Annotated in this window: 16 protein-coding genes; 4 read left to right on the top strand and 12 right to left on the bottom strand. The window is 63.5% G+C overall.

Features of this window, described 5'->3' with window-relative positions; genetic code table 11:
* Nucleotides 1-33 precede the first annotated feature (33 nt).
* On the top strand, nucleotides 34-1,401 hold the full coding sequence (locus tag VOI21_RS04580; protein WP_323768135.1) for a mechanosensitive ion channel family protein: 1,368 nt from the start codon (nucleotides 34-36) through the stop codon (nucleotides 1,399-1,401).
* 48 nt (nucleotides 1,402-1,449) lie between these two features.
* Here the strand turns inward: VOI21_RS04580 and VOI21_RS04575 are convergent, their stop codons facing one another.
* Nucleotides 1,450-2,442, bottom strand: coding sequence for a cysteine synthase family protein (locus tag VOI21_RS04575; protein WP_323768133.1), 993 nt, complete (start codon nucleotides 2,440-2,442; stop codon nucleotides 1,450-1,452).
* Between the two features lie 42 nt (nucleotides 2,443-2,484).
* Nucleotides 2,485-2,793 (bottom strand): EthD family reductase, encoded by a 309-nt coding sequence (locus VOI21_RS04570; RefSeq protein WP_323768131.1) that lies wholly within the window; start codon nucleotides 2,791-2,793, stop codon nucleotides 2,485-2,487.
* A 135-nt stretch (nucleotides 2,794-2,928) separates the two neighbouring features.
* Between VOI21_RS04570 and VOI21_RS04565 the strand changes: the two genes are divergently transcribed.
* A complete protein-coding gene (locus tag VOI21_RS04565) occupies nucleotides 2,929-4,107 on the top strand; it encodes an acetyl-CoA C-acyltransferase family protein (protein WP_323768129.1) in 1,179 nt (392 codons plus the stop codon).
* A gap of 57 nt (nucleotides 4,108-4,164) precedes the next feature.
* On the opposite strand, the gene hemA is transcribed toward VOI21_RS04565, so the two are convergent.
* Nucleotides 4,165-5,379: a 5-aminolevulinate synthase gene (gene hemA / locus VOI21_RS04560; RefSeq protein ID WP_323768127.1), complete on the bottom strand. Its 1,215-nt coding sequence runs from the start codon at nucleotides 5,377-5,379 to the stop codon at nucleotides 4,165-4,167.
* A gap of 175 nt (nucleotides 5,380-5,554) precedes the next feature.
* On the opposite strand from hemA, the gene idi reads away from it, so the two are divergent.
* Nucleotides 5,555-6,085, top strand: a complete 531-nt coding sequence (gene idi / locus VOI21_RS04555) for an isopentenyl-diphosphate Delta-isomerase (RefSeq protein ID WP_323768125.1) — start codon at nucleotides 5,555-5,557, stop codon at nucleotides 6,083-6,085.
* 23 nt (nucleotides 6,086-6,108) lie between these two features.
* On the opposite strand, the gene VOI21_RS04550 is transcribed toward idi, so the two are convergent.
* The 6 genes from VOI21_RS04550 to VOI21_RS04525 form a co-directional block, all read right to left on the bottom strand.
* The gene (locus VOI21_RS04550; RefSeq protein ID WP_323768123.1) at nucleotides 6,109-6,756 is read right to left on the bottom strand and encodes a M15 family metallopeptidase; all 648 of its coding nucleotides are present in this window, start codon (nucleotides 6,754-6,756) and stop codon (nucleotides 6,109-6,111) included.
* A 77-nt stretch (nucleotides 6,757-6,833) separates the two neighbouring features.
* Nucleotides 6,834-8,168, bottom strand: coding sequence for a hypothetical protein (locus tag VOI21_RS04545; protein WP_323768121.1), 1,335 nt, complete (start codon nucleotides 8,166-8,168; stop codon nucleotides 6,834-6,836).
* 251 nt (nucleotides 8,169-8,419) lie between these two features.
* Nucleotides 8,420-9,844 (bottom strand): hypothetical protein, encoded by a 1,425-nt coding sequence (locus VOI21_RS04540; protein WP_323768118.1) that lies wholly within the window; start codon nucleotides 9,842-9,844, stop codon nucleotides 8,420-8,422.
* 182 nt (nucleotides 9,845-10,026) lie between these two features.
* The gene (pbpC, locus tag VOI21_RS04535; protein ID WP_323768116.1) at nucleotides 10,027-12,048 is read right to left on the bottom strand and encodes a penicillin-binding protein 1C; all 2,022 of its coding nucleotides are present in this window, start codon (nucleotides 12,046-12,048) and stop codon (nucleotides 10,027-10,029) included.
* On the bottom strand, nucleotides 12,045-12,599 hold the full coding sequence (locus tag VOI21_RS04530; protein WP_323768114.1) for a putative glycolipid-binding domain-containing protein: 555 nt from the start codon (nucleotides 12,597-12,599) through the stop codon (nucleotides 12,045-12,047). The genes pbpC and VOI21_RS04530 overlap by 4 nt, the downstream gene beginning before the upstream one ends.
* The gene (locus VOI21_RS04525; protein WP_323768113.1) at nucleotides 12,596-18,022 is read right to left on the bottom strand and encodes an alpha-2-macroglobulin family protein; all 5,427 of its coding nucleotides are present in this window, start codon (nucleotides 18,020-18,022) and stop codon (nucleotides 12,596-12,598) included. The genes VOI21_RS04530 and VOI21_RS04525 overlap by 4 nt, the downstream gene beginning before the upstream one ends.
* Before the next feature lie 174 nt (nucleotides 18,023-18,196).
* On the opposite strand from VOI21_RS04525, the gene VOI21_RS04520 reads away from it, so the two are divergent.
* Nucleotides 18,197-20,758, top strand: coding sequence for a response regulator (locus VOI21_RS04520; protein ID WP_323768111.1), 2,562 nt, complete (start codon nucleotides 18,197-18,199; stop codon nucleotides 20,756-20,758).
* An 8-nt stretch (nucleotides 20,759-20,766) separates the two neighbouring features.
* On the opposite strand, the gene yaaA is transcribed toward VOI21_RS04520, so the two are convergent.
* From yaaA to VOI21_RS04505, 3 genes are all read right to left on the bottom strand, one after another.
* Entirely contained in the window at nucleotides 20,767-21,552 is a 786-nt protein-coding gene (gene yaaA, locus VOI21_RS04515; protein WP_323768109.1) for a peroxide stress protein YaaA, read from the bottom strand.
* Nucleotides 21,553-21,645: 93 nt separating this feature from the next.
* Entirely contained in the window at nucleotides 21,646-23,703 is a 2,058-nt protein-coding gene (recQ, locus tag VOI21_RS04510; protein WP_323768108.1) for a DNA helicase RecQ, read from the bottom strand.
* Between the two features lie 183 nt (nucleotides 23,704-23,886).
* Entirely contained in the window at nucleotides 23,887-24,180 is a 294-nt protein-coding gene (locus tag VOI21_RS04505; RefSeq protein ID WP_323768107.1) for a YggT family protein, read from the bottom strand.
* Nucleotides 24,181-24,243: the final 63 nt, after the last annotated feature.

Raw genomic sequence — 24,243 nt, 5'->3', positions numbered from 1 at the left:
TGCAAGTCTTGGTGAAATGACCAAGGCCGTTGAATGAACCCGGACACGCCACCTGACGATATCCTCTCGATCGATGCTCTGGTGTCGATCTTTCAATCCATTGTGGTGCAGGTGCAGTCCTTTGCAGGATCACTGCTGAGGCCATGGATGGCCTATCAGGTGGGCATTGCGATTGCCTTGCTGCTGGTGGCGACACTGCTCGCCACCGTTCTTCGCCCGCGTTTCGATGCGTGGCTACGCTCACGCGATGGCTGGGCAAAATGGCGCTTGCGTATTGGGCTGATCGTTCACCGGCGTATGCGCATGATCGTCTTCGTCGCGCTGATCTGGACAACCTATTTCATCATGCGCGAGGTAACGTGGCCGTCGCGATCTTACCTGTTGGGCATCATCGCCGACCTCGCCACCGCCTGGCTGTTCATCGCCTTTGCGACGCGCCTTATCCTCAACCCTCTGCTTCGTACGCTTGTCCGCTATGGCGCGTGGACCTGGGTGACTCTGTCGATCCTGAACCTGACAGCCCAGACGCAGACGCTCCTCGAAAGTATCGCCTTTTCCATCGGCGACAGCCGGTTCTCGCTATGGCTTCTCTTCAAGGCGATTGCGCTGTTGGCCGTGCTGATCGCCGGGGCGCGGTTCCTCACCACCGCCAGCACCGCCAGCATTCGCCGGAACGAGGATATCAGCCCCTCAATGCAGGTGCTGGCCGTCAAGGTGCTGCAGGTGATGCTGTACGGCACGGCCTTCTTTCTGGGTCTTCGGCTTGTCGGGGTCGATCTGACCGGTCTGGCCGTGCTGTCTGGTGCGATTGGCGTCGGCCTTGGCTTTGGCCTGCAAAAGGTTGTGTCCAACCTTGTCAGCGGGATCATCATCCTGCTCGACAAGTCGATCAAACCCGGGGATGTCATCAGCCTTGGGGAAACATTCGGATGGATCAACGCGCTGGGTGCGCGATACGTCAGCATCACCACGCGCGACGGCAAAGAATTTCTGATCCCGAACGAAGACCTGATTACGGGTCAGGTGGTGAACTGGACACACTCCAACGATTTCGTGCGGCTGGATATCTATTTCGGCACCTCCTACGGCGACGATCCGCACAATGTGCGCAAGGTCGCAATCGAGGCCGCCAAGCGCGTGGACCGGGTGCTGACCTTGCGCCCGCCGGTTTGCCATATCGTCGGTTTCGGCGACTCGTCCGTGGACTACATCCTGCGGTTTTGGATTCGCGACCCGACTCAGGGACTGACCAACATCCGGGGCAATGTCTATCTGGCGCTCTGGGATGCCTTTCAGGACGAGGGAATGTCTGTACCATTCCCACAGCGCGAGGTGCGTATGCTGGGCGGGGATGGGTCATCAGGTGCCGCAGACAAGCGTGGGGCATCGTCTGTTGATTAAGGTTTCGTCAAGCTTCCAAGCCCTACTCAGATGTACGAAGCGACTCTCTCAACTCTCCGACGCGGGCGGCCCAGCGGGGTCGCCCGCCGCTTCGGCCCAAAGGTCGGTCGACAGATATTTGAGCCCGCTGTCACACAGGACAATCCCCACGGTCCGGCCACGCTCTGCGCCCCGCAAAAGCTGCGCCGTCGCCGCCAGATTGGCCCCGGCGGAGTATCCTGCGAACAGCCCCTCTGTCCGCGCCAGCAGCCGGGCATGGTCGCGCGCCTCTTGTCCGGTTACGGTCACCGTGCCCGCAAGTGGCACGTTCCGCATATGGTCAAGGGCCGCCATCCCGTAACCGCCGCCTTGGATCGGATGGTCGGGGTGCGCAGTATCGCCACCAGAAAGCGCCTCTGCCCCCTGCGGCTCAACCGCGTAACAGGCCACGCCTTTCGGAGACAGGAACCGTGCCGTGCCTGCCAGCGTACCGCCAGATCCGACAAAATCGGCAAAGACCTGAACGGCGCCGCCGGATTGCTCCCAAAACTCCGGCCCCGTACCGGTTTCATGCGCCGCAGGGTTGCCCGGATGGCCGAACTGATCGGCGCGAAACGCCCCGCGCTCAGCGGTGATACGCTGCGCCGCGTCCTCAACCAGCGCGAGGTCCGCGCCCGAGACCTGTCCCGGTGTGCCACCCGGCGCTTGATCAACAAGCACCACCTCAGCCCCCAGCGCCGCCATCATGCGCGCCCGTTCGACCGAATTGCCCCGGCTCATCACCGCGATAAAGGGATGCCCGAGGATACCGCACACGATGGCCAGCCCGGTGCCCATATTGCCCGAAGTCAGCTCGACCACCGGCTGCCCGGGTTTCAAACTGCCATCAGCAAGCGCGGCTTCGATGATCGCCTTCGCGGCGCGGTCCTTTTTGGAGAACCCCGGCAAAAGAAAGTCCAGCTTGGCAAGAATGCGCCCCTCGACTCCCAGCGCGGCACAGGCGCGGGTCAGGTCGACAAGGGGTGTGTTGCCGATGGCATCGATGGCTGAGGTCAGGATCATGGCGCGAGGCTGCGGCGGCAGCCCCGCGCTGTCAAGCGGCGTTCAGCCGATGACCTCTCCAACCAGCATCTGCGGCTTGGTGTTGGTGAACTTCGGGATGTCGTCCAGCAGCGGCGCGGCCTTGCCCATCGCTTCTTGCATCGCGTCGCCATCCTTGAACACCAGCGTGGCGATGGCATGAAACCCCGGCGGCGTGTCCGGCCCACCGGCCAATCCCTTGGTCGCCAAGGCCGACTTCATGTGCGGCCCCCAGATCTCGCCGACCATCTTCAGGTGTGTGTTGATGTAATACTCATAGTCGAAATGGGTGCCATCCGTGGCCGGATAGAGCACCTGCAAACTTGCGGACATCGTGGTTCCTCCCTGTGTTCCGGACCGTTTTACCACAAAGCCCGTGCCGTTACGTCTCAATTTGCAAACCCCCTCGGAGGGCTGACAAAGTCATGCGCCGGGCGCATGATCGCGCCAACCCAAGGAGGAAAAGACATGAGCGACGATATCGTCATCCTGAGCGGCGCCCGCACGGCCATCGGCACCTTTGGCGGCAGCCTTGCAGGCACGCCCCCGATTGAACTGGGCACCGCCGCGGCCAAGGCGGCGCTGGAGCGCGCGGGCGTCGAGGGCGGCCAGATCGGCCATGTGGTCTTCGGCCATGTCATCAACACTGAACCGCGCGACATGTACCTCAGCCGCGTCGCAGCCATGCAGGCGGGCGTCCCGGACAGCGTGCCCGCGATGAACGTCAACCGGTTGTGCGGGTCGGGCGCGCAGGCGATTGTTTCTGCCGTGCAATCGCTGATGCTGGGCGATGCAGATTTCGCGTTGGCGGGCGGGGCTGAGGCAATGTCGCGCTCTCCCTTTGCGATCACCGATCAGCGCTGGGGCGCCAAGATGGGGGATATCAAGACGCTGGACATGATGCTGGGCGCGCTGAACTGCCCGTTTGGCACCGGCCACATGGGCGTGACGGCGGAAAACGTCTCTGCCGAACATGACGTCAGCCGCGCCGCTCAGGACGCCTTTGCACTGGAAAGCCAGACCCGCGCCGCGCGCGCCATCGAAGAAGGCCGCTTTGCCGAGCAAATCGTGCCGGTGCAGGTACGCCGCAAGCGTGAGATGGTCGATTTCGCGGTCGACGAGCATCCCAAGCCGACCACCGCCGAGGTGTTGGCCGGTCTGCGCACCGTGTTCAAGAAGGACGGCACCGTCACGGCGGGCAATGCAAGCGGCATCAACGATGGCGCGGCGGCAATTGTTCTGGCGCGCGCCGGTGCCGCAGAGGCCGCCGGGCTGAAGCCCCGCGCGCGGGTGCTGGGCTATGCCCACGCCGGTGTGCGGCCCGAGGTCATGGGCATCGGCCCGATCCCGGCGGTGCAGAACCTGCTGGCCCGCACCGGCCTGTCGGTGGACGATTTCGACGTGATCGAATCGAATGAGGCCTTCGCTGCGCAGGCGCTGGCGGTGAACAAGGGTCTGGGGCTGGATGCGGCCAAGGTGAACCCGAACGGCGGCGCCATCGCACTGGGTCATCCGGTGGGCGCGACGGGGGCGATCATCACCGTCAAAGCGATGTATGAACTGGAGCGTATCGGCGGCTCCAAGGCGCTGATCACCATGTGTATCGGTGGCGGTCAGGGCATCGCGCTGGCGATCGAGCGTATCTGACACATACCCCTGGCCCGCTGCGTGTGCGGCGGGCCGGACGGCGGGTCAAACCCCGCCCTACGCCACCTCATGCGCCAAAGCGCATTGCGTCCACAACACGGTCAGCGCCTCGACAAGGTGGTCGATATCCGCATCGGTGTGTAGCGGTCCGGGAGTGAAACGCAGCCGCTCTGTCCCCTTTGGCACGGTCGGATAGTTGATCGGTTGCACGTAGATGCCCCAATCGCGCATCAGGATATCCGCGAGCATCCGGCATTTCACCGGGTCCTTGATCATCACCGGGATGATGTGGCTGGGATTGTCCAGATGCGGAATGCCGCGCCGGTCCAGCGCGACACGCAGACGAGCAACCTGTCGCCGTTGCTGCTGGCGCTCGCCGTCCGAGGATTTCAGATAGGCAACAGAGGTCTGCGCTGCCGCCGCAACCGCAGGCGGCAGGGCGGTGGTAAAGATAAAGCCGCTGGCAAAGCTTCGGATGAAATCGCATAGCGCGGCGCTGCCGGTGACATAGCCGCCCATGCAGCCATAAGCCTTGCCCAGCGTGCCCTCGATCAGCGTGATCCGGTCCGCCAGCCCCTCGCGCTCGGCGATGCCGCCACCGCGCGGGCCGTACAGCCCAACGGCGTGGACCTCGTCCAGATAGGTCATCGCGCCGTGTTTCTCTGCCACCTCGACAATCTCCGCCATCGGGCTGATGTCGCCATCCATCGAGTAGACCGATTCAAACGCCACGATCTTGGGCGCATTGGCGGGCAGGGCCGCCAGCTTGCGGTCCAGATCCTGAGGGTCGTTGTGCCGCCAGATCACCTTTTTGGCGCACGACTGGCGGATGCCTTCGATCATGCTGGCATGGTTCAGTTCGTCGGACAGGATAACCGCGTCGGGCAGACGCGCGCCCAGCGTCGACAGCGCCGCCCAGTTCGAGACATAGCCAGAGGTGAACAGCAGCGCCGCCTCTTTGCCGTGCAGATCCGCCAGTTCGCGTTCCAGCGCCACATGATGGCTGTTGGTGCCAGAGATGTTGCGCGTCCCACCCGCGCCGGTCCCACACTGATCAATCACGTCTTTCATCCGGGCGCGGACCAAGGGGTGCTGACCCATGCCAAGGTAGTCGTTCGAACACCAGACCGTGACCCTGTCCGGGGCATCGGAATCAAGACTGCGCGCGCTCGGGAATGCCCCACAATCGCGTTCCAGTTCCGCAAAGACACGGTAGTTTCCTTCGGACTTCAGCGCGTCCAGTTGCGTGGTGAACAGGGCGTCAAAATCCATGTCTCTATCTCCGGTGTCGCAATCAATTTAAGGTCAATGCAGTCCTCTCAGGCTACTGGCGACAGGCGCTCCGACACAGTCGGGTTTTCCACCACTGCGCTTTCGACGTGCAAACCCCCGCAACGAAACCCTATATACACCGGACCCTGACACGCCCCGAAGGCCCGAAGACACGATGACGATCATGATCCCCGCCTGGGTGGATGGCACCCTGCAACCCGTCGATAAGCTGGCCGCGCATGAGCGCGGGCTGCGGCACAAGGCCGTGTCCGTCTTTGTGACCCGTGGGGATGAGGTGCTGATCCAGCGGCGGGCCTTGGGCAAATACCATACGCCCGGTCTGTGGGCGAACACCTGCTGCACCCATCCCTATTGGGATGAGACGGCCGATACCTGTGCCGTGAGGCGTTTGGACGATGAGTTAGGGATCACCGGCGTCACCCCGCGCCACATGGGTCAGGTCGAGTACCGCGCCGATGTGGGCGGCGGCATGGTCGAACATGAGGTGGTCGAGATTTTCCGCGCCGAAGCGACGCCGCAGATGACGCTGGACCCGAACCCGGAGGAAATCATGGACACCCGCTGGGTGGACCGGTTTCAACTGGCCAAAGAGGTCACAGACACGCCAGAGCAATTCACGCCGTGGCTGCACATCTACCTCGCCAAACACGCGGACCTTGTCTTTGGCGCATCGCATACCCCCTAAGGCACCACGACAGGTGCCAAGGGTCAGTTCCCGTTGGCTGAAAAGTGCTGGTAATCCTTCATCGAGCTCCAGTCGCCGCCCCAGCCCCAGCCACGTTTCTTGAAGGCCGTCACCACCGCATCGCCTGCCACGATCACTCCGCTGGTTTCCGCCCGGCGTTCAGACCGCTCATCGAAATCGACCCCGGCAGAGGGCGAGGTGCGCCCGCCGTTCACATAGGGGTTTTGCACCGGGTTGATGTCGATAGCCCGCCCAAGCGCGTGTTGTGACAGGCGCGAGGTGCCCGCCACGACACGACAGTTAAAGGCGCTGGTGTTGTTCGCCGCCATGGAAAACCCGTCATCGCCGCGAAAGTGATGCACCAGTTTCATGCTCTGGATCGGATAGCCCGCCGCGTGAATATCGGCAAAGATATCCAGCATGTCCTTTGCGACATCTGCCGCGACGATCAACTGGCCTGATTGCGTGCGGCCCTTGAAGTCGACGTGGGGCACCGTGAGCAACCGCAAGTCCGCGCGCGCCGGACAGGGCAATCCGCTGTGCCAGCTAACCCCCTGCATCGCCGCCCATGTGTCGTCTGGGATGGGCTGGGCGCTGCCGCGCTCTTGCGCCAGCGCCATTGACCCGGTCGACACAAGGCCCAGACATCCTGCCATCACGTATTTCCACATGGTCTTGCTCCTGCAATGCGGCCTCCGGGGTAGAAAACCCCGGAGCGCCGCAGATCGCAAGTGCGGCATTCCTGACGTCAGTCGGTCAGGAAATACCGGCTGACATAGCCCCTGACACCGGAGGAACTGATGACCTGATACCACAGCATATTCTCCGCGATACAGCCTTCGGCGCTGTCCTTCAGACCCACGTCAGACGGGCTGCGCGACAGCCCATCACAAATGCTGACACAGGTCGGTCCGCGCGGCGCGCCGCGCACGGGCAGCAACAAACCGACATCCGGCACCTGCACCCGTTCTGCCAGCCGCAACTGGCCGACGATGGGCGCGCGCAAACCCGGCGCCGCGCGCAGGTTCACAAACTCGTTGACGTTGATCACCTGCGCATTGGCCTGCGACAGTCGGCAAGAGGTCAACCCGCCAGTCGGGGCACCGCCACCGGGCGCGCCCCGCGCGGCGCGAAAGAATCCGCTCGACCGCAGGTCGTCACCGGGCCGGGGGACCGGCAAGGTATCGATGCGCTGTTTCGGCGGATACAGCATGTAGGCGTAGACGGTGCCTGAAACATCCTGATCCGTCGCCCCACCGGTGTATTGCGCCACGCCGACATAATCGACCGTGCTGTAGTCATTGAAACCACCGCTGGCGAAAATCCCCAATTCGCACTGTGCGGACCCCTCATAGCGGAACTCACGAGAGCTAAACGCGCGTAGCGTGTCATCGGTAAGCTCTTCAAAACTGAATTCCAAAACCCAGTCACCGCCAATTTCCATTGTCGAATAATCGAGCAGACCGGAATCGACGTGCCGGCAGGCATAGGTGAGCGCCTCTTGTACGCCACCCGAAGGCAGCGCCACAGGCACTACGCCGATTTGCCACCGCGCCGCTTGCCCAACGGTTTCGACATAGGTCATCTCAAACGGTGGCGTGCCCAGCAAATCTAGGAACAAAGAGTCCGGAATAGAGGTCAGACTCTCGGCGCGGTGGCGCAGGATGCCAGCCATGCTGTCCAATGCGATGGCATAGGCCTTGTCCACCTCCTCACGGGAATAGGACCGTTCCCCCAGCAGCAGGGAGGGCGCATGAAACCCGACCCGGGCGCGCGGATGCATGACACGGTCGACGCTAAACGCGCCGCCAGCCTCGGGGTTGTTAAAACGTCCGGCAAGGAACACGATCGAACAGGCGCTTTCACAGGATGCGCCGTCAGGAACCGCCGTGCCATAGTTCCGTTCTGCTATGAGGTCGGCCATTGCCAACCCTTCGAGCAGCGAACCACCCGGCGAGTCTAGGCAAATGCGCCGCCCGACCGGAGTGTATTCTGTCGGATAGCCAATTTCGTCAAAGACGGCCCGCAGGGCATCCGCATCGCCTTTGCCAATCTGACCATCAATTGAGAGGCGGCAGCCCATCTCCTGCGATCCTCCAAGGGTGATTGTGGCGGCAGATGACGGCTGAGGCATGAGGAATAATGCGCAGGCAAACGCCGCGCAGAGGGATCTGAATATCATATGCATATCTGGTCTCGTGCTGGGAAATGTCCGCACAAGGCTAGCACGCACCGGGCTGGGCGCGAAGGCGGGATTGCAACGTCTTGTATTTTGGCACAAATGCACGCCGAGCAGGCAGAGGTCCCGGGTCTGGCCCGGGACGGGTGCGCGTATCAATCGCTGAGGAATTTGCGGCTGACGTAGCCCGCGGTGCCTGACCCGTCGCGGATTTCGTACCAGAAGACATTCCCGGCAATGCAACGGTCGACCCGTGCGCGAAGGTCAGCGTCAGAACTGTCCACCGCAAGATCATTGCAGGCCTTCAGGCAGCTGCGAACCCGGTCACCGGTTCCGGGGGTCCGCAAGTCCTGCGTCGCAATCACCCGTACCTTTTCCCCCAAAGGCACCTTGCGCAGCACCTCGGCCTCAAACCCCGGCCCATCCCGCAGATTGACATAGTCGTTCACGTTGACGATCCGCGCCTCGGGCGACAGCAGCCAGCAGGACCTGATCTCGACCTCCGACAGTTCCTCGCGCGCCGCCGCCTGAATGGCCGCGAAAAAGATCTGCTCGCCGGTCTCCGCCGCGCTGCGCGCCACCGGCAGGGCCGACAGCGGCAGACGCGGGTCGTGGAATATATAGGGATACACCTCGCGCCGCGTATTCTCGTTCGCGCCGCCGCCGTCGATGGTGACGTAGCCAATCCGATCCAGCGGATCGCCATCTGCCCGCAAGGTCATGTCACAATTGGCCACATCTTCGGCCCGGAACCCCCCACGCGACGTAACCTGCGCATGGTCGGCCCCAAGGTTGGCATAGGTAAAGGGCAGATTGGCCGAGCCATACAAATAGCTGTCCGATGGGCGCTGATCCAGCATCCCGCCGTCGGCGTTCAGACAAGCATGACGCAGGGCTGAAGAGATATCCGCAGCCGTCAGGGCCACCGGAGCCACCTCGATCTGCCAGCGCGCGGCCTGTTCCACCGTTTCGACATAGGTCATGTCGCTGGCGGGCGTGTTGAGGATGGTCAGGAACAGGGAATCCGGGATCTCTGCCGCGTGGTCGGACCGCAGGCGCAGGATCTCACCCATACTGCCCAGCGCAATAGAATAGGCGCGGTTGATCTCATCCCGGCCATAGGCGCGGTCCTCAACCACCAACGCAGGCGCGTGAAAGCCCAACGTCCCGCGCGGATGCAGCACCCGGTCGGGGATGAAATTGCCATCCGCCTCAGGGTGCGCGAACCGCCCTCCCAGAAAGACCAGCGCGCAGGCGCTTTCGCAGGTGGCCGCTTCGGGGACTGCGGTTCCCATAAAGCGTTCGGCGATCAGATCACCCATGCGCACTGCCTCGACCAGCGATCCGCCGGAACTGTTCAGGCAAATGCGCTGCCCCACCGGGGTCGTGCCATCTGGAAATGGCAGGTCGCGTAGCGCACTATCAAGGCGGTCCGCATCGCCGGGGACGATGGGTCCGTCGATGCGCAACTGGCACCCCATGTCCTGACCATCGGACAGTGCGATATCCGCCGCGTAAACCGCGCCAGCCGCTCCGCCAAGGACGACGGCCATCGCCAGCCGCCATAGCCCCTGCGTCATATTCGTCTCCGTCTGCTCAACCCTCGGGGTGATTCTAACACGGGCAAAGCACATTGTGGCCGGGGAATTGCACCCATTATTGCACCGGCGACGGATTGCCGAAATGGCCCTTCCCCGCTGGTCCAGTATGGATTTTAGATGTCCGCGCGAGAGACGCCCGCAGGGCAGCGACAGCAACGCCCCTACCGCAGTTCGATCGACACCCGCCCCGAGGCCCCCTGCGCATCGATCACCGACAGCGTCGTGAAACCGGGGCCAAGCACCGGGGCCAGAAATTCGGGCCGCCGCAACCCGGTGGCAAGAACCGCCCCGTCCGCCAGCAACGTATAGGGTGGGCGACCGCCGCGCAGCTTGACCGGCACCCCGCCTCCCGTCGCGGCCAATAGCGCACCATCGGGAGGAAAGGTCAGTTGCAGCGCGGGCACATCCTCGCGCGGGCCGAACCGTTGCAGCGGTTCGGGCAATTGTGCGCGGCTGACCAGCAGGGTTTCGGGCGGCGGCGGGGCCAACGGCTCCAGCCGCGCCTCGGCCCGGCCCAGCACCTCGAACAACAAGGGGGCCGCCAGCGCTCCCCCAAAGGCACCGGGCACCGGCGTGCCATCGGGCCGCCCGATCCAGACACCCGCCACGTGCCGCCCGGTCCAACCCAGCGCCCATGCGTCGCGATGCCCGTAAGATGTGCCCGTCTTGTAAGCAACGCGCCCCGGCGGTCCGGCAGAGGCGGGAGGCGCGACATCGGCAAGGATATTGCCCACCTGCCACGCGCTGGCCGGGTTCAGTATGCGACGCGGGACGACGTCGTCCCGGTTCTGATCGGCCCGCCAACGCAGCGGCAGCGCCTCCCCTCCACGCGCCAGCGCCGCGTAAAGCTGCACCATTTCCTCAAGGGTCACACCGACCCCACCCAGCGCCAGCGCCAGACCGGGTGCGCCGCCTTGCAGTCCCGGTTCGATCCCTGCCGACTGCAACGCAGCCATCAGATGCGCCGGACCCAGCGCCTCTGTCAGGCGGATCACCGGGATATTGAGCGACAGTTGCAGCGCCCGCCGCACCGGCAACTCACCACGAAACACCCCGTCAAAGTTCTGCGGCGCATAGGTGCCGAATTGCACTGGCGTATCGAGGATCAGGGTTTCGGGATGCGCCAGCCCCCGGTCAAAGGCCAACCCGTAAACCAGCGGCTTGAGCGTCGATCCCGGAGAGCGCTGGGCCTGCGTCATGTCGACAAAGCCCTGCCCGATCATGTCGGTGTAATCCTTGGACCCAACCGAGGCGAGGATATCGCCTGTCTGGTGATCGGCGAGGATCAGCGCGACAGACAGGTGTTCGTCGCGGCCAGACATGTAGCGGCGGGCCAGATCCTCCAGGCTGGCCTGCAGCGCGCGGTCCAGCGTCAGGTCGTGCCGACCGGGGCCCATCGCGATGGCGCGGTCCGCCATGTGCGACGCGAAATGCGGCATCTGTTTGCGGCCCAGCGGGGCCGGGTCCAGCCGGTCAGACTGCGCAGCCGCCATAGGGATGACCCCGGCATTCGCCATCCGCATCAACACGCGGTTACGGGCAATCCGGGCAGCATCGGGGTAACGGTCGGGACGGCGGCTTTCTGGGGCCTGCGGCAGCGCAACCAGCAGCGCGGCGTCGGCAGGCGTCAGGCGGGTCGGTTCCTTGCCCAGCCAGATCAGCGAGGCGGCGCGGAGCCCTTCGACGTTGCCGCCGTAAGGGGCCAGCCGCAGATACAGCCCAAGGATCTCATCCTTGGTCAACTGCCGTTCCAGCGCCAGCGCCAACCGCATCTGGCGCAGCTTGCCGCTCCATTGACCGGTGGTGCCGTCCTCCAACAGGCGCGCCACCTGCATGGTCAGTGTCGAAGCCCCTGAAACGATGTGACCATTGCGCAGCGCCTGCCCGGCGGCGCGGGCAGTGGCTCGCAGATCGACACCGTTGTGGCTATAGAACCGCTTGTCCTCATAGGCGACCAGCATCTTGAAAAAGAGCGGATCGACCTGATCGGGTGACACCTCCATCCGCCAGAGGCCGTTCTCGATGGTGTAGGCGCGCAGCAGCTCACCGTTGCGGTCACGCACCTCGGGCGAGGTGGCGTGCACAAGCACCGGCAGCGTGGTGTCGTCGATAAAGGTGTCGAACCGGTCGCGCGCAAAGGCGGAGGCCCAAAGGGCAGCCACCAGTACGAGCAGCCGTTTCACGACCCGGCCTCCCAAAGGCCGGGATAGGTAGTGACAAAGCCATGTTCGCCAACCGATAGGTGAGTCTCAAACCCGGTTTCCTCGGCGGTGTAGCGCACCATGCCACCACGCTCACGCGTGTAGCTTTGCGTGAGCTGCGACACCATTGGACCCGGAAACCGCACCCATGCAGATGTGGTTTCCAGCCGCCCGACCTCTGGCACCCGGTTGAGCGGCATCAGGTTGGTGGCCGGAGTAAAGGCAAGGTCCACATCCTCGGCCCCACTCAGGTCCGGGCGCGCCTCATCGTTGACCGTCCAGCCATCCGGCCCCCGAACCAGCCGCATCGCGACCGGATCGCCGCCGTGTTCGCCGGTGACATCTGCGCTGGTGGTGCGCCAGTCCGCACCGACACGGATCACGTAGTCAAGCGCGGCCCAACCACTGCCATCGCGGAACCGCGCATGGCCCACCAGCATCCAGCCTTGATCGAGACGGGCAAGGCGGCATTTGTCTTCGCCGTCCCGGTCAAGCGCACGCCAGTGGATCGTCGCAACCGTCTCGCCGCTCATGGCAGGATCGTTACCCGGTCAGAGGCGGTCGTGGCGCGGTATTCTGGCCGGTACATGTCCTCGACCAGCGCCGCCGGGTGATGGAACGTCCCCGGTGACACGGCACGCAGGATATAGGCCAGCTTCAGTGGCTTGTCGTTCTGCTGGTTTATAGCGGCCAGAAAACGGTCGGTGCGGAACTCGGCATGTTCGGCGTCCGCCAGTTTCAGCCAGTCAAGCGCCCGAATGTCCCCCGAACGCAACAGACTGGGGTTGTCGATCTCAAACCCCGCAGGCAGCGCATCGTCAAGGATCAGCCGCGCGGCGGTCTTTTCGGCAGGCTTGATCGTCAGCACCGCCACCATGCGGTCACCCGCGCGGATTTCAGTGATCGGATCGCCATCGAGGGTAAAGTACTCGCGCGTCAGCGCATAGCCATATCCCCCCGCCTCTGTCGCGCCCAGTGGCTTGCCCAGCGTGGTCAGCGTGACATCGGTGGGCGTGTCAGAGGTGTTCTTCAGCGTCACCGGCTCCAATCCCGCGGCCTCGATCCGGCGCACGAAGGGGCCTTTCAGCGCCTCACCGTTCAGCGCAAGGCCCGAAACCGTCGGATCCTGAACCATCGCGTGCGCGGCCAACAGCGACCATGCCTGCTCTTGCGTCGACAGTGGGCGATTCACGTCCGAAATGCGGCGCACAACCGCGTTGCGGTCAAACCTGTCCGACCGGGCCTCTACCGCCAACGCCAGCAGGCCCGCCGCGTCGCGGACCGTGCTGCCATAGTCGGCGCGGTACTCCTGTTTGGTCGAGACCGGTGTCGCCGACAGGCGCGCAGCCGCCCGCCCGAACATCGCATCGGCGCGCGGCTGATCACCGTAGCTGGCCAAAGCGGCGGCAAGCTGGGCCTGCGCCAAAGGCGTGGCGAAACTATCCGCCTTTTCGTCGGCATAGTAGCGCAGGTCGCCCATGGCGGCCTCTCCTTCGCGCGCCAGCACCATCAAGGCAAAGGCGATATCCTCACCTCCCTTGTCGAAGTCCGGCGCATAGGCGATGCGGTTCCTGAGGTTGTCCAGCGCGTTCTGCCACGCGATGTCAGGCACCTCATACCCCGCAGCCTTGGCGCGGCTGAGGAAGTCGGTGACATAGGCATCCAGCCAGAAATCCCCCGACCATGCCCCCCATAGGCCAAAAGCTCCGTTGTTGGCCTGCCGCGTCAGAACCTGCGCGATGGATTGCTCGATCCGCAGATCGATCCGGTCCTTGTTGCCAAGGCCCAGCGGCTCGGCAATCGCCGACATGTACAGCAACGGCAGCGCCTTGGAGGTCACCTGCTCGGTACAGCCATAGGGATAGCGATCCAGTGAGGCCAACAGCCCCGGCACATCGAACCGCGCCAGCGGACCGGCGGACATCATGGCAGAGGCGCTTTCGACCCGCAGGTCGGCAAAGACCTCTGCGTCCAGTGTGAACGTCTGCCCGGCGGCCAGTTGGAACCGGCGGGTGGTGCCGACGTCCGGATCGTTCGAGCGCACGCCTAGGGTCAATTCCTTGGTCAGGCGCAGGCCGTCCGGTGTGGTCACGGCGATTTCGATCTTGTGGTCGCCGATGGTGGCAGCCGTCAGTGGCAAGTCCAGCGCCAGCTTTTCGCCGTCCCCCAATGTCACGACAGCGGGCAGCGCGCTCTTGTCCAGCGTCACGCCATCAGCGGTGATCTCCAGCGGCATTTCACCGGTCGCACCTTTGGCGTGGGTCAGTTCCAGCAGCAGGCGGCTTTCATCCCCCGGCGACAGGAACCTCGGAAGGGAGGCGGAAATCACCACCGGGTCGCGCACCAGGACATCCGCTTCGGCCGCGCCGACGCCAGAGGGCGACCACGCCACAGCCATCAGCCGCACGGTGCCGTTGAAGTCGGGAATGTCAAAGGAGACCTCGACGCTACCGTCCTCTGCCACGGGAAGAAGGCCAGAGAAGAAGGCGACGGTGGCCTCTGTTGGCGGCGGGCTTTGCAGGCGCATTCCGGCCACGGCGTCACCGCCCGAGCGGACAGCCCCCATAGCGCCGTTCATTCCGTCGATCAGACGGCCATAGATGTCACGTATCTCGACACCCAGACGACGCTGACCAAAGTAGTAGCCCGCAGGATCCGGCGTCTCAAACGCGGTCAGGTTCAGGATACCAAGGTCCACGGCGGCGACCGTGACATAAGCACTTTCGCCCGGCGTCACGTTGTCGATTTTCACCTTGGCGGTCAGCGGTCCGCGCGGCGCGCTTTCCTCTGGCGCGTCGAAGGCGACGTTCAGATGTGCATCACCGGGATCGACAGCGGCATGGGTCAGACCCAGCGCGCGCGCCGGGTTCTGGCCCGCCGTCACATCCATCGGGCGGATCACCTGTGCTGTGACATAGACGCCCGCGCCCCAATCCTCTGTCACTGGCAGGGTCAGGGTGTTCTCACCCTCGGTGACTTCAACCGCCTGCATGGAAATCACGCGGTCGGCCAACACAGTCACCAGCGCCTTGCCCGCGTAGCGCGGGACCATGCGCAGGGTCGCGGCCTCACCCTGCGTATAGGCCGGTTTGTCCAGCGAGAGTTCCAGCATATCGGGCGCGTCGGCGGCATCCGCAGGCGCATACCAGCCTGCCGAAAAGCTCATCGAGGCGGCCAGATAGGCACCGTCCTTACGTTCAACGACAACCTCGAACTGGCCCCAGTCGACCTCTGCCGCGATTTGCAGCGGGTCCGCGCCCAGTGTCCCTTCGCCGCGCGCGACGGTCTCACGGGTGGTCACCGGCTCCCAGTACCAGCTGCCATAGTCCTGATACCACTGATAGCGGGTGCGCACGCGGTTGACTTGCCACGTCACGTCCATGTCCTGCGCGCGCAGGTCCGGGCCGACGGCGATCACGCTGAACCGCGCCTCCGCCCCTTCGGCGAACTCCTCTGCGGCGGGCTTGATGCCGATCATCGGGGTCGGCGGGGCCACGGGACGAGAGATGGTGCGTTCAACCGGACGGCCCGAGGCCTCTGACAGGCGCAGCACGGCTGTGGCGATCATCGGGCGGCCCTGAGGGTCGACATCCGGCATCGGCAAAGCCAGTTGCGCGGCCCCGGTGGCGTCGGTGGTCAGGTCAGCGTCAAAGCTTTCGATCCGGGTGATGGCGTCATCGTCGTGGCGGCCAAAGCGATAGCCGGGGAAGGTGTCCAGCCGGGTCCGCGTGGCCAGCCGCAATTCGCCCTCGATATCCAGATCCGCCCCCGGCGCGCCAAACAGATAGCGCGCCTCGACGCCCAGCAGCGGCGGCGAAAGCGGGTTGATCGGGCCATCAGGCAGGCTGAGATCATAGTCGATCCGCTCCGGCACAAAATCCTCGACCAGCAGCGTCTCGGAGGTCAGCGCCTCTCCCTTGGGATCGGCGTAGACCGCCAGACGCCATGTGCCGCGCGGCACGGTCGGTCCCAGCGGCAGGGTATAGACATGCCCGCCGGAATCGCCGCCCTCAGAAATGTGGCGCGAATATTCCACTCCGTCAGGTCGGGTCAGAACGGCGGTCAAAGGCACGTCCACAACCGCATCGGCCTGCGCATCGCGCAACAGGGCGGTGACGTTGATCTCTTCGCCGGCGCGATAGACGCCCCGGTCGGTGGCCAGAAAGGCATCCAGCGGCCCGGCGGGCGCGCGGCCCGCAACGCCACGATCAGACAGATCAAAAGCCGGATCGGTCAGCGAGAGAAAGGCAAGATCCTCATCGCCCCGCTTGGCCATGACCAAAGCGGGCGCGCTGCCATCCGCTCCCCGCAACAGACCGGGCGCGAAACGCGCCACGCCGGTTGCGTCGGTGGTCACGGTTTCCAGAACGCGGTTTGCCTCTGCCAGCAGCGACACTTTCAGCCCCGCCATCGGAGTAGCGTCGCCCAGATCACGGGCAAAGACGGTCAGCCCGTCGGTGCCTTGCAGGGTGGTCAGGCCAATGTCGGACAGGATAAACCACTGCGTCGCGCGGCGTTCATTGCCCTGCTTCGGATCCGGCACAGCAGCGGTCAGCGCATAAATCCCGGCGGGCAGATCGCCCAGCACGTCGCCCATAGGCAGGCGGGTCATCATGTCGGCGTTCAGGCGGTTTTCGACCGCGCCGGTGCCGCGCCAGATTTCCTCAGCCACATCGCGGGCAAAGTAATCCTCATCGTAGCGGCCCAGCGGGCGGCCGAAATAGCTGTCCTGAATCGCGCGGACCAGATTGCGGTCGGACACGCGGCGCAGCACCAGATCAACCTCGTCCAGATTGACGGTCTCAATCGGCAAGCCAGCGTCGGCGGTGCGGGGCAGCACATAGGCACGGCCCGGAAAGCTGAGCGTCGGGGCGCGGTCAGACACATAGGCGGTGATCGGCACGTCGCGCACCAGCGCCTCACCCGATTGGGCGGGCAGACCAGAACGAAAAGTAATCGTGTAGCGTGAGCCGTGCTCAACCCCGGTCACGCAGATACGCTGATCGTCCTGCACCACCGCAAGGCGCGGATCGGGCAGCTTGACATAAGGCGCATAGTCCTGACCTGAGCGGACCAGCGGTTCGTTGAAACTGGCGCAGATACGCGGCGTGGCGGTGTCTGCCTCGACGATGTGATCGTCCACGCGAAAGCCGTATTTGCCAATGGCATCGTCCAGCATCTCGGTCACGACAGGGCGGTCGTCCAGCGTTTCGGCCAGACGCAGCGCGGGGATCATGAAACGTCCGCGGTCTTCGGCTTCCAGCGCGCGGGCCATGTCGATGAGGGCGGTGATGCGCTGGCTGTCCTCAGCGGCCCGCAAGTATCCGTTGATCGAGGCCAGCAACGCGCGGCCGTAATATTTGCGTTTGTCGGCCCCCTGCACGGACTCCGCATAGTCGACAGACCACTGGCCGTATTGCAGCCAAAGCGCCGGGTCGTCGTTCTGCGCCAGAGCGGCACCGGTCCAATGGATCGCGTCACTCAGGTCGCCGTTGTCACGCGCCTCTTGCGCCGCATCCAGCAGCGCCGTGATCGTCCACTGTCCACCGCCATGGCGAACGGCCAGATCCATCGCCTCTTCGCGGGCGTGGGTGATGTCGTTGTCGCGCAGGAAATCCAGATCGTCACGGCGAGTTGCGGCCAGCGCAAGTGCATCGGTCGGGGTTACAACCACGCGGGCCGATGTGGCCCCCTCATAGGCGGCGCGGTCGGTGACTTCTGACTTGGGGAAACAGGCATTGGTCCGGGAATTGAAAGTGAAAGCGATACATCCGGTCGCGTCCAGACAGGCGCGTTGGCAGGCATCCAGCGTCGTGTCGAACAGGTTTTGCAGGTCAGTCCCGACATAGTCGATATCCCGGGTGACCACGAATCGCCGGTCCGGCATGGCCTCCTGTGCGTGAACCGATGACAGGCCGACCACGGCCGCAAAGGCGGCCAGAACAATGCGACGCATAAAAAGCTCCTTTCAGAACAATGCGTCTCATGGTGCCACGCGGACCACGGCAAGACAAGGATTCGACAGGGTCAGGGAATCCTGACCCCGACACGCTTGTCATGCCGCTGCGGTTAACAGGATTTTCACTTCGGCGACGCATGAGTCAGGGGTGGCCTGCAAGGAGGGCATGGCATGGACATGGCCGATCGGCTGGCCCAGGAACGGCGCGCGCGACTGGCGGCCGAACGGCTGCTGGAACAAAAACAGGCCGAACTGTTTGAGGCCAACCGCCGTCTTGGAAAACATGCGCTGCAACTGCGCAACGAAATTCAGGAGACCCGGACAGAGGTCAAGGTGGTCCGGGACGAGAACCAGCGTGTCATGCACCAGCTGGGCGAAGCGACACAAAAGATCGAGGTGGTCACCGATCAACTGTGGAGCGCGATGGAAACCATGCGCGACGGTTTTGCCATGTATGACGAAAACCTGTGCCTTGAACTGGCCAATCCCGCCTATCTGCAGGTCTTCGAAGGCGTGGAAAGCATAGCGCCCGGCGCGCCCTATGAGCACGTTCTGGGTGTGTTGGTAGACGAGGGGATCGTCGACCTGCAGGGGGAGCGTAGCGCGGACTGGATTCGGCGAATGCGCGGTCGTTGGGACATGGAAACGATCCCGAATGAGACACTGCGCCTGTGGAACAACAGGTTCGTCAAACTGAGCGACCGCAGGCTGCCAGACGGCGGCATTGTGAGTCTGGGAATTGATATCACCGGGCTGATGCGTATGTGGTCAGCGGTTGAGGAAATGCCAGACGGTTTCGTCATGTACGACGCCGAGGATCGCTTGCTGATGTGCAATCAGCAATACAAGGACATCTATGCCGCCAGCGCGCCAGCCATGCAGCGCGGCAACAGCTTTGAGGACATTTTGCGGTTCGGCCTGAAATGCGGACAATACACCGAAGCAGCGGGCCGCGAAGAGGAATGGCTCGAAGAGCGGTTGTCCGCGCATCGTTTGCCGGAGACGGAACAGGAACAACAATTGTCGGACGGACGCTGGTTGCGGGTCTATGAACGCCGGACGCGCGACGGCGGGCGCGTCGGACTGCGGGTCGATATCAGCCAGATCAAACAGGATCAGGAGCGCCTGAAAGAGGCGATGACCCGCGCCGAGGCCGCCAACCGCGCAAAATCCGCCTTCCTCGCCAACATGAGCCATGAGATCCGGACCCCCATGAACGGTGTGGTCGGCATGGCCGATCTGTTGATGGACACCACCCTGAACGAGGAACAGCAACTGTACGCCGACACGATCCGCAGTTCGGGTGAGGCCCTGCTGGTGATCATCAACGACATTCTGGATTACTCCAAGATCGAGGCGGAAAAGCTCCAGCTCCATCCAGAACCCTTCGACCTTGAACGCGCGATCCACGAGGTGGTGATGCTGCTGCAACCCACTGCGCGGGACAAGGACATCGCGCTGTTCGTGGACTTTGACATGTTCCTGCCAACGCGTTTCATCGGCGACGCAGGCCGAATTCGCCAAATCCTGACAAACCTGTTGGGCAATGCGGTGAAATTCACCGTTCAAGGGCATGTTCTGGTGCGCGTGGTCGGCGTGCCGCACGGTGATGGCGACACCGCCATCCATATCACCGTCGAGGATACCGGAATCGGCATCCCGCCCGATAAAGTCGATCACGTATTTGGCGAATTCAATCAGGTCGAGGATGATCGCAACCGCAAGTTCGAAGGCACCGGCCTTGGCCTTGCCATCACCCGTCGCCTTGTCGAGCTGATGGGCGGGGAGGTCTGGGCCGAATCGGACCTTGGCAAAGGCAGCTGTTTTGGAATGCGCATCCTTCTGCCGACCGAGGAGCCGGCCGTGTTCGAGACCGCCAGCCTGCCGACGCATCTGAAACGCGTGCTGGTGGTGGACGATCACAATGCAAACCGGGCAATCCTGTCAAAACAGCTGGAAATCATCGGCCTCAAGACCGACTTCTGCAAGACCGGCTCCGAAGCGATCGACCGCATGGAAACGCGCCCTGATCTTCTTTTGATAGAACAGGATCTGCCTGACATGAACGGACAGGAACTTGCCGCTCAGCTATGTCGTGGTGGGCGACGCATTCCCGTCATCCTGCTTGCCAACAATCCGGCCCGTATCGGCAAGCTCGCCGGGATCGAGGTGGCTGCCATCCTGCAAAAACCCGTGCCCCGCAGGGTGCTTTTCTCGACGCTCGAAAAGATCGGCCCCGCCCAGTATCCCAGCCTGACCGACACGCCGAAACCGCGCGCGATCAAGGCGCCGCCTAGTCCGGTAACGCCTGAAAAGCCCACCTCCATCCCTGAACCAACGGCTCAGCTAGACGTGATCGTGGCTGAGGATAACAAGACCAACCAGTTGGTGTTTCGAAAGATGGCCAAGGATTTCAACGTGACGCTACGGTTTGCCAACAACGGGATTGAGGCGGTCGAGGCATTCCGCGACAGGCGGCCAGACATGATCTTCATGGATATTTCCATGCCGCAGATGGATGGCAAGCAAGCCACCCGTGAGATCCGCACACTAGAGGGCGACGGCCCGCAGGTTCCGATTATTGCCGTCACCGCACATGCCATGGCGGGCGACCGCGAAAGCATCCTTGAGGCGGGTCTGAACGACTACCTGACCAAACCTTTGCGCAAAGCCGCGCTTGGAGAGAAAATTCAACTCCATTCCCCGCAGCCTGCTGAACAAGCCACAGGATAGACCGCAGGCTAGGCCGACAGCGCCTCAGCCTCTGCGGGACGCAAAAAGACCGGGCGGTCCGGGTCCGACATATCGGGCTGATAGCGATACCCGCCCAGGTCAAAGTCGCGCAGGCCCTCTGGGTCGGTCAGACGGTTCTGGATTACAAAGCGCGCCATGGCCCCGCGCGCCCGCTTGGCGAAAAAGCTGACTATTTTTGGCCCGCCGGGCTTGTCCTCCATGAACTGCGGCGTGATCACCCGCAGTTTCAGTGCCTTCTCCGGAACGGCTCCGAAGTATTCCTGACTGGCGCAGTTGACCAGGACATCGGCGCCCAAATCCTCAGCCTGCGTATTCAGCGCCTTGGCAATCTGATCGCGCCAGTAATCATACAGGTTACCACCGCGCCGCGTCTTAAGGCGCGAGCCCATCTCCAGCCGGTACGCCTGAAAGCCGTCACGCGGTCGCAACAGGCCATAAAGCCCGGACAGGATCCGCAGGTGGTCCTGCGCCCAATCCATTTCCTCGGAATCAAGTGACCCGGCCTCAAGCCCGATATAGGTATCCCCCGCAAAGGCCAGCGCGGCGGGACGCAGGTCTTCTGGTCCGGGCGTGTCGGTGAAGGCACGAAAACGATCCCGGTTGAGCCGCGCCAGATCGTCGGACAAATCCATCAGCCCCCTGAGATCTTTCAGCGTCAGGTTGCGCGCGGTCTTTGCCAGCCGCTGTGCATCGGTCTCGAACGCAGGCACCGTCATCTCGACCGCCCGTTCCTGCCAATCCAGCCGCTTGGCCGGTGAAATCACGACAAGCACACCCGTCCCTCCGTCTTCTCCGTTACGTGGAAACTGTGATCTAGACCGCCTCCCCCGCAAGGTCCAGAACGGGTGCGACTGCGAGAACCCGGTTTACCCAGAGCCACCTTGCAAAACGTCCCAGAAGGCCGCGCCAAACCTGTCGGCGCGCTTGTTGCCCAACAATGCACACAAGGCAGTCTCGCTCTGCGGGGGGCGGTCCGCCAGTTTTGCCAGCAAGGAGGCTGAGCAGGACAGAGGTTTCTGCGTCCCGTCCTGCCCGCGCAACAGGCCGGCCTGCGCCTCCATCAGCGCGTCATAGACACCGCCAGCCCCCGTGGCGGCCAGTTTGCGCCGCCGTGGATGAACCTCTTCGGCCGCGCCATTCAACACCTCAAGGAAAGCCGCGCCATAACGTTCCAGCTTTTTCGCACCGATGCCGTTGACCCGCGCCATATCGTCCAGCGAAGCCGGGCGCTTCTCTGCCATTTCGATCAGGGTCCGGTCGGGAAAGATCAAGTAGGGCGGCACCTGCGCCTCGCGCGCAAGCGCAGTGCGCTTGGCCTTCAGCGCGGAGAACAGCGGCGCGTCCTCCTCCGGAACCAGTTCCTTGACCGCCGGACGCCGCTCTGTCGCGCGCGCCACCGCATCCTTTCGCAGGCTGATTGCTTCCTCGCCGCGCAGGATCGGGCGAGCGCGATCGGTCATGACCAGCGCCCCATGCCGTTCCGCATCCGGGCGCATCAGATCGTGCCCCATCATCTGCCGGAACACCGCCTGCCACTGACCCCGGCTGAGATCCTTTCCCACGCCGTACGTGGGCAGGCTGTCATGGCCGCGCTGGCGGATCTTGTCCGTGTCCTTGCCCAACAAGATGTCGATCAGATGCCCGGCACCAAAGCTTTCGTCCGTACGCAGCGCCGCCGACAGCGCCTTGCGCACCGCCAGCGTGCCGTCGAACAGTTCTGGCGGGCTATCGCAGAGATCGCAGTTTCCGCAGTTCCCGGCCTCTTCGCCGAAATAGCCCAGCAGGACCTTGCGACGACACCCCTGCGCTTCTGCCAGCCCCAAGAGCGCGTTCAGCCGCCCATGATCGGCCACGCGCCGTTCCGGCGGGGCCATCCCCTCGTCAATCTGCGACCGGCGCAGGCGAATATCCTCGGGGCCATACAGCGTCAGCGTTTCCGCAGGCGCACCGTCGCGCCCGCCGCGCCCGATTTCCTGATAATAGGCCTCGATCGACTTGGGCAAGTCCGCATGGGCGACCCACCGGATGTCGGGCTTGTCCACCCCCATGCCAAAGGCGACCGTCGCCACGACAATCAGCCCGTCCTCGCGGGCAAAGCGTTCCTCGACGTGGCGGCGGTCGCCCGCCTCCATCCCGCCGTGATAGTGACAGGCCGAATGCCCCTCATCCCGCAACGCCTTGGCGATGCCTTCAGTCTTGGCACGCGTGCCGCAATAGACGATGCCCGACTGGCCTTTGCGGGCGGCGGCAAAACTCAGGATTTGAGCGCGCGGGCCATCCTTGGGTTGAAAGGCAAGGTGGATGTTCGGCCGATCAAAACCGCGCAAAAAAGTGGTCGGCGCGTGACCGTCGAACAGACGCGTGACAATCTCTTCGCGGGTTTCGACATCCGCCGTGGCGGTAAAGGCGGCCAGCGGCACATCCAGCGCACGGCGCAATTCGCCGATGCGCAGGTAGTCGGGGCGGAAATCATGGCCCCACTGGCTGACGCAATGCGCCTCATCCACCGCAATCAGGGACACACCCGCCTGCGCCAGCATCCGCTGGGTGCCGACATTGGCCAACCGCTCGGGGGCGAGGTACAGCAGCTTCAACTCGCCCGAATGCAGCTTGTCCCAGACCGCATCCGTCTCTTCCGGCGTATTTCCAGAGGTCAGCGCCCCCGCCGCCACCCCTGCTTCCCGCAACCCACGCACCTGGTCGCGCATCAGCGCGATGAGCGGGGAAATCACCACCGTCACACCAGCACGGATCAGGGCAGGCAATTGGAAACACAGCGATTTGCCGCCACCCGTGGGCATGATGGCCAGCACGTTTTGGCCACCGGCCACGGCATCGACAATCTCACCCTGACCGGGGCGAAAGGCGTCAAACCCGAAGATGTCCTTGAGAAGCGCCTCGGCGGTCCCGGCGTCGCGCGGCATGGATAACCCTGTCGATATGTCTGGATCGGCTCGTTGCCAGACAATCACATACTACGATTCGCTGAATCAACCCCTCGAGGCCACAATATGAGCCATCAACGCAGGTGACGTCCCGGTTTCTTCTGTCCTGAAATATCCCGGGGGAGAGGCCGCAGGCCGCGGGGGCAGCGCCCCCATGCCAGATCAGAACCCGTAAAAGAAGCCCGCGTTGTTGCGCAGGATGATCTGCAGCGCGTAAATCCCGATCAGCGTGATCAGCGGCGCCAGATCCAGCCCACCCATCGCCGGCAGAATGCTGCGGATGCGGGAATAGACCGGCTCCAACAGCCGGTTCAGCCCTTCCCAGATCGAGGCGACAATCGGTTGGCGCAGGTTCAGAATCTGAAAGTTGATCAGCCAGCTCATGATCACATGGGCGACAATCACAAAGACCGCAATGCTGAGGATCATGTTCAGAATTTGAAAGAGCGACTGCATCCGATAGGCCTTTGTTCCGTGCGTCCGATTGGCTCAGACCTAAGCGCACAAAGCCTTAAGAAC

Origin of the sequence: Antarctobacter sp. (assembly GCF_034670325.1) — a bacterium.
Classification (GTDB): Bacteria; Pseudomonadota; Alphaproteobacteria; order Rhodobacterales; family Rhodobacteraceae; genus Antarctobacter.
Note: the sequence above shows the minus strand (reverse complement) of the source record. Positions and strands in the feature narration are given on the sequence as shown.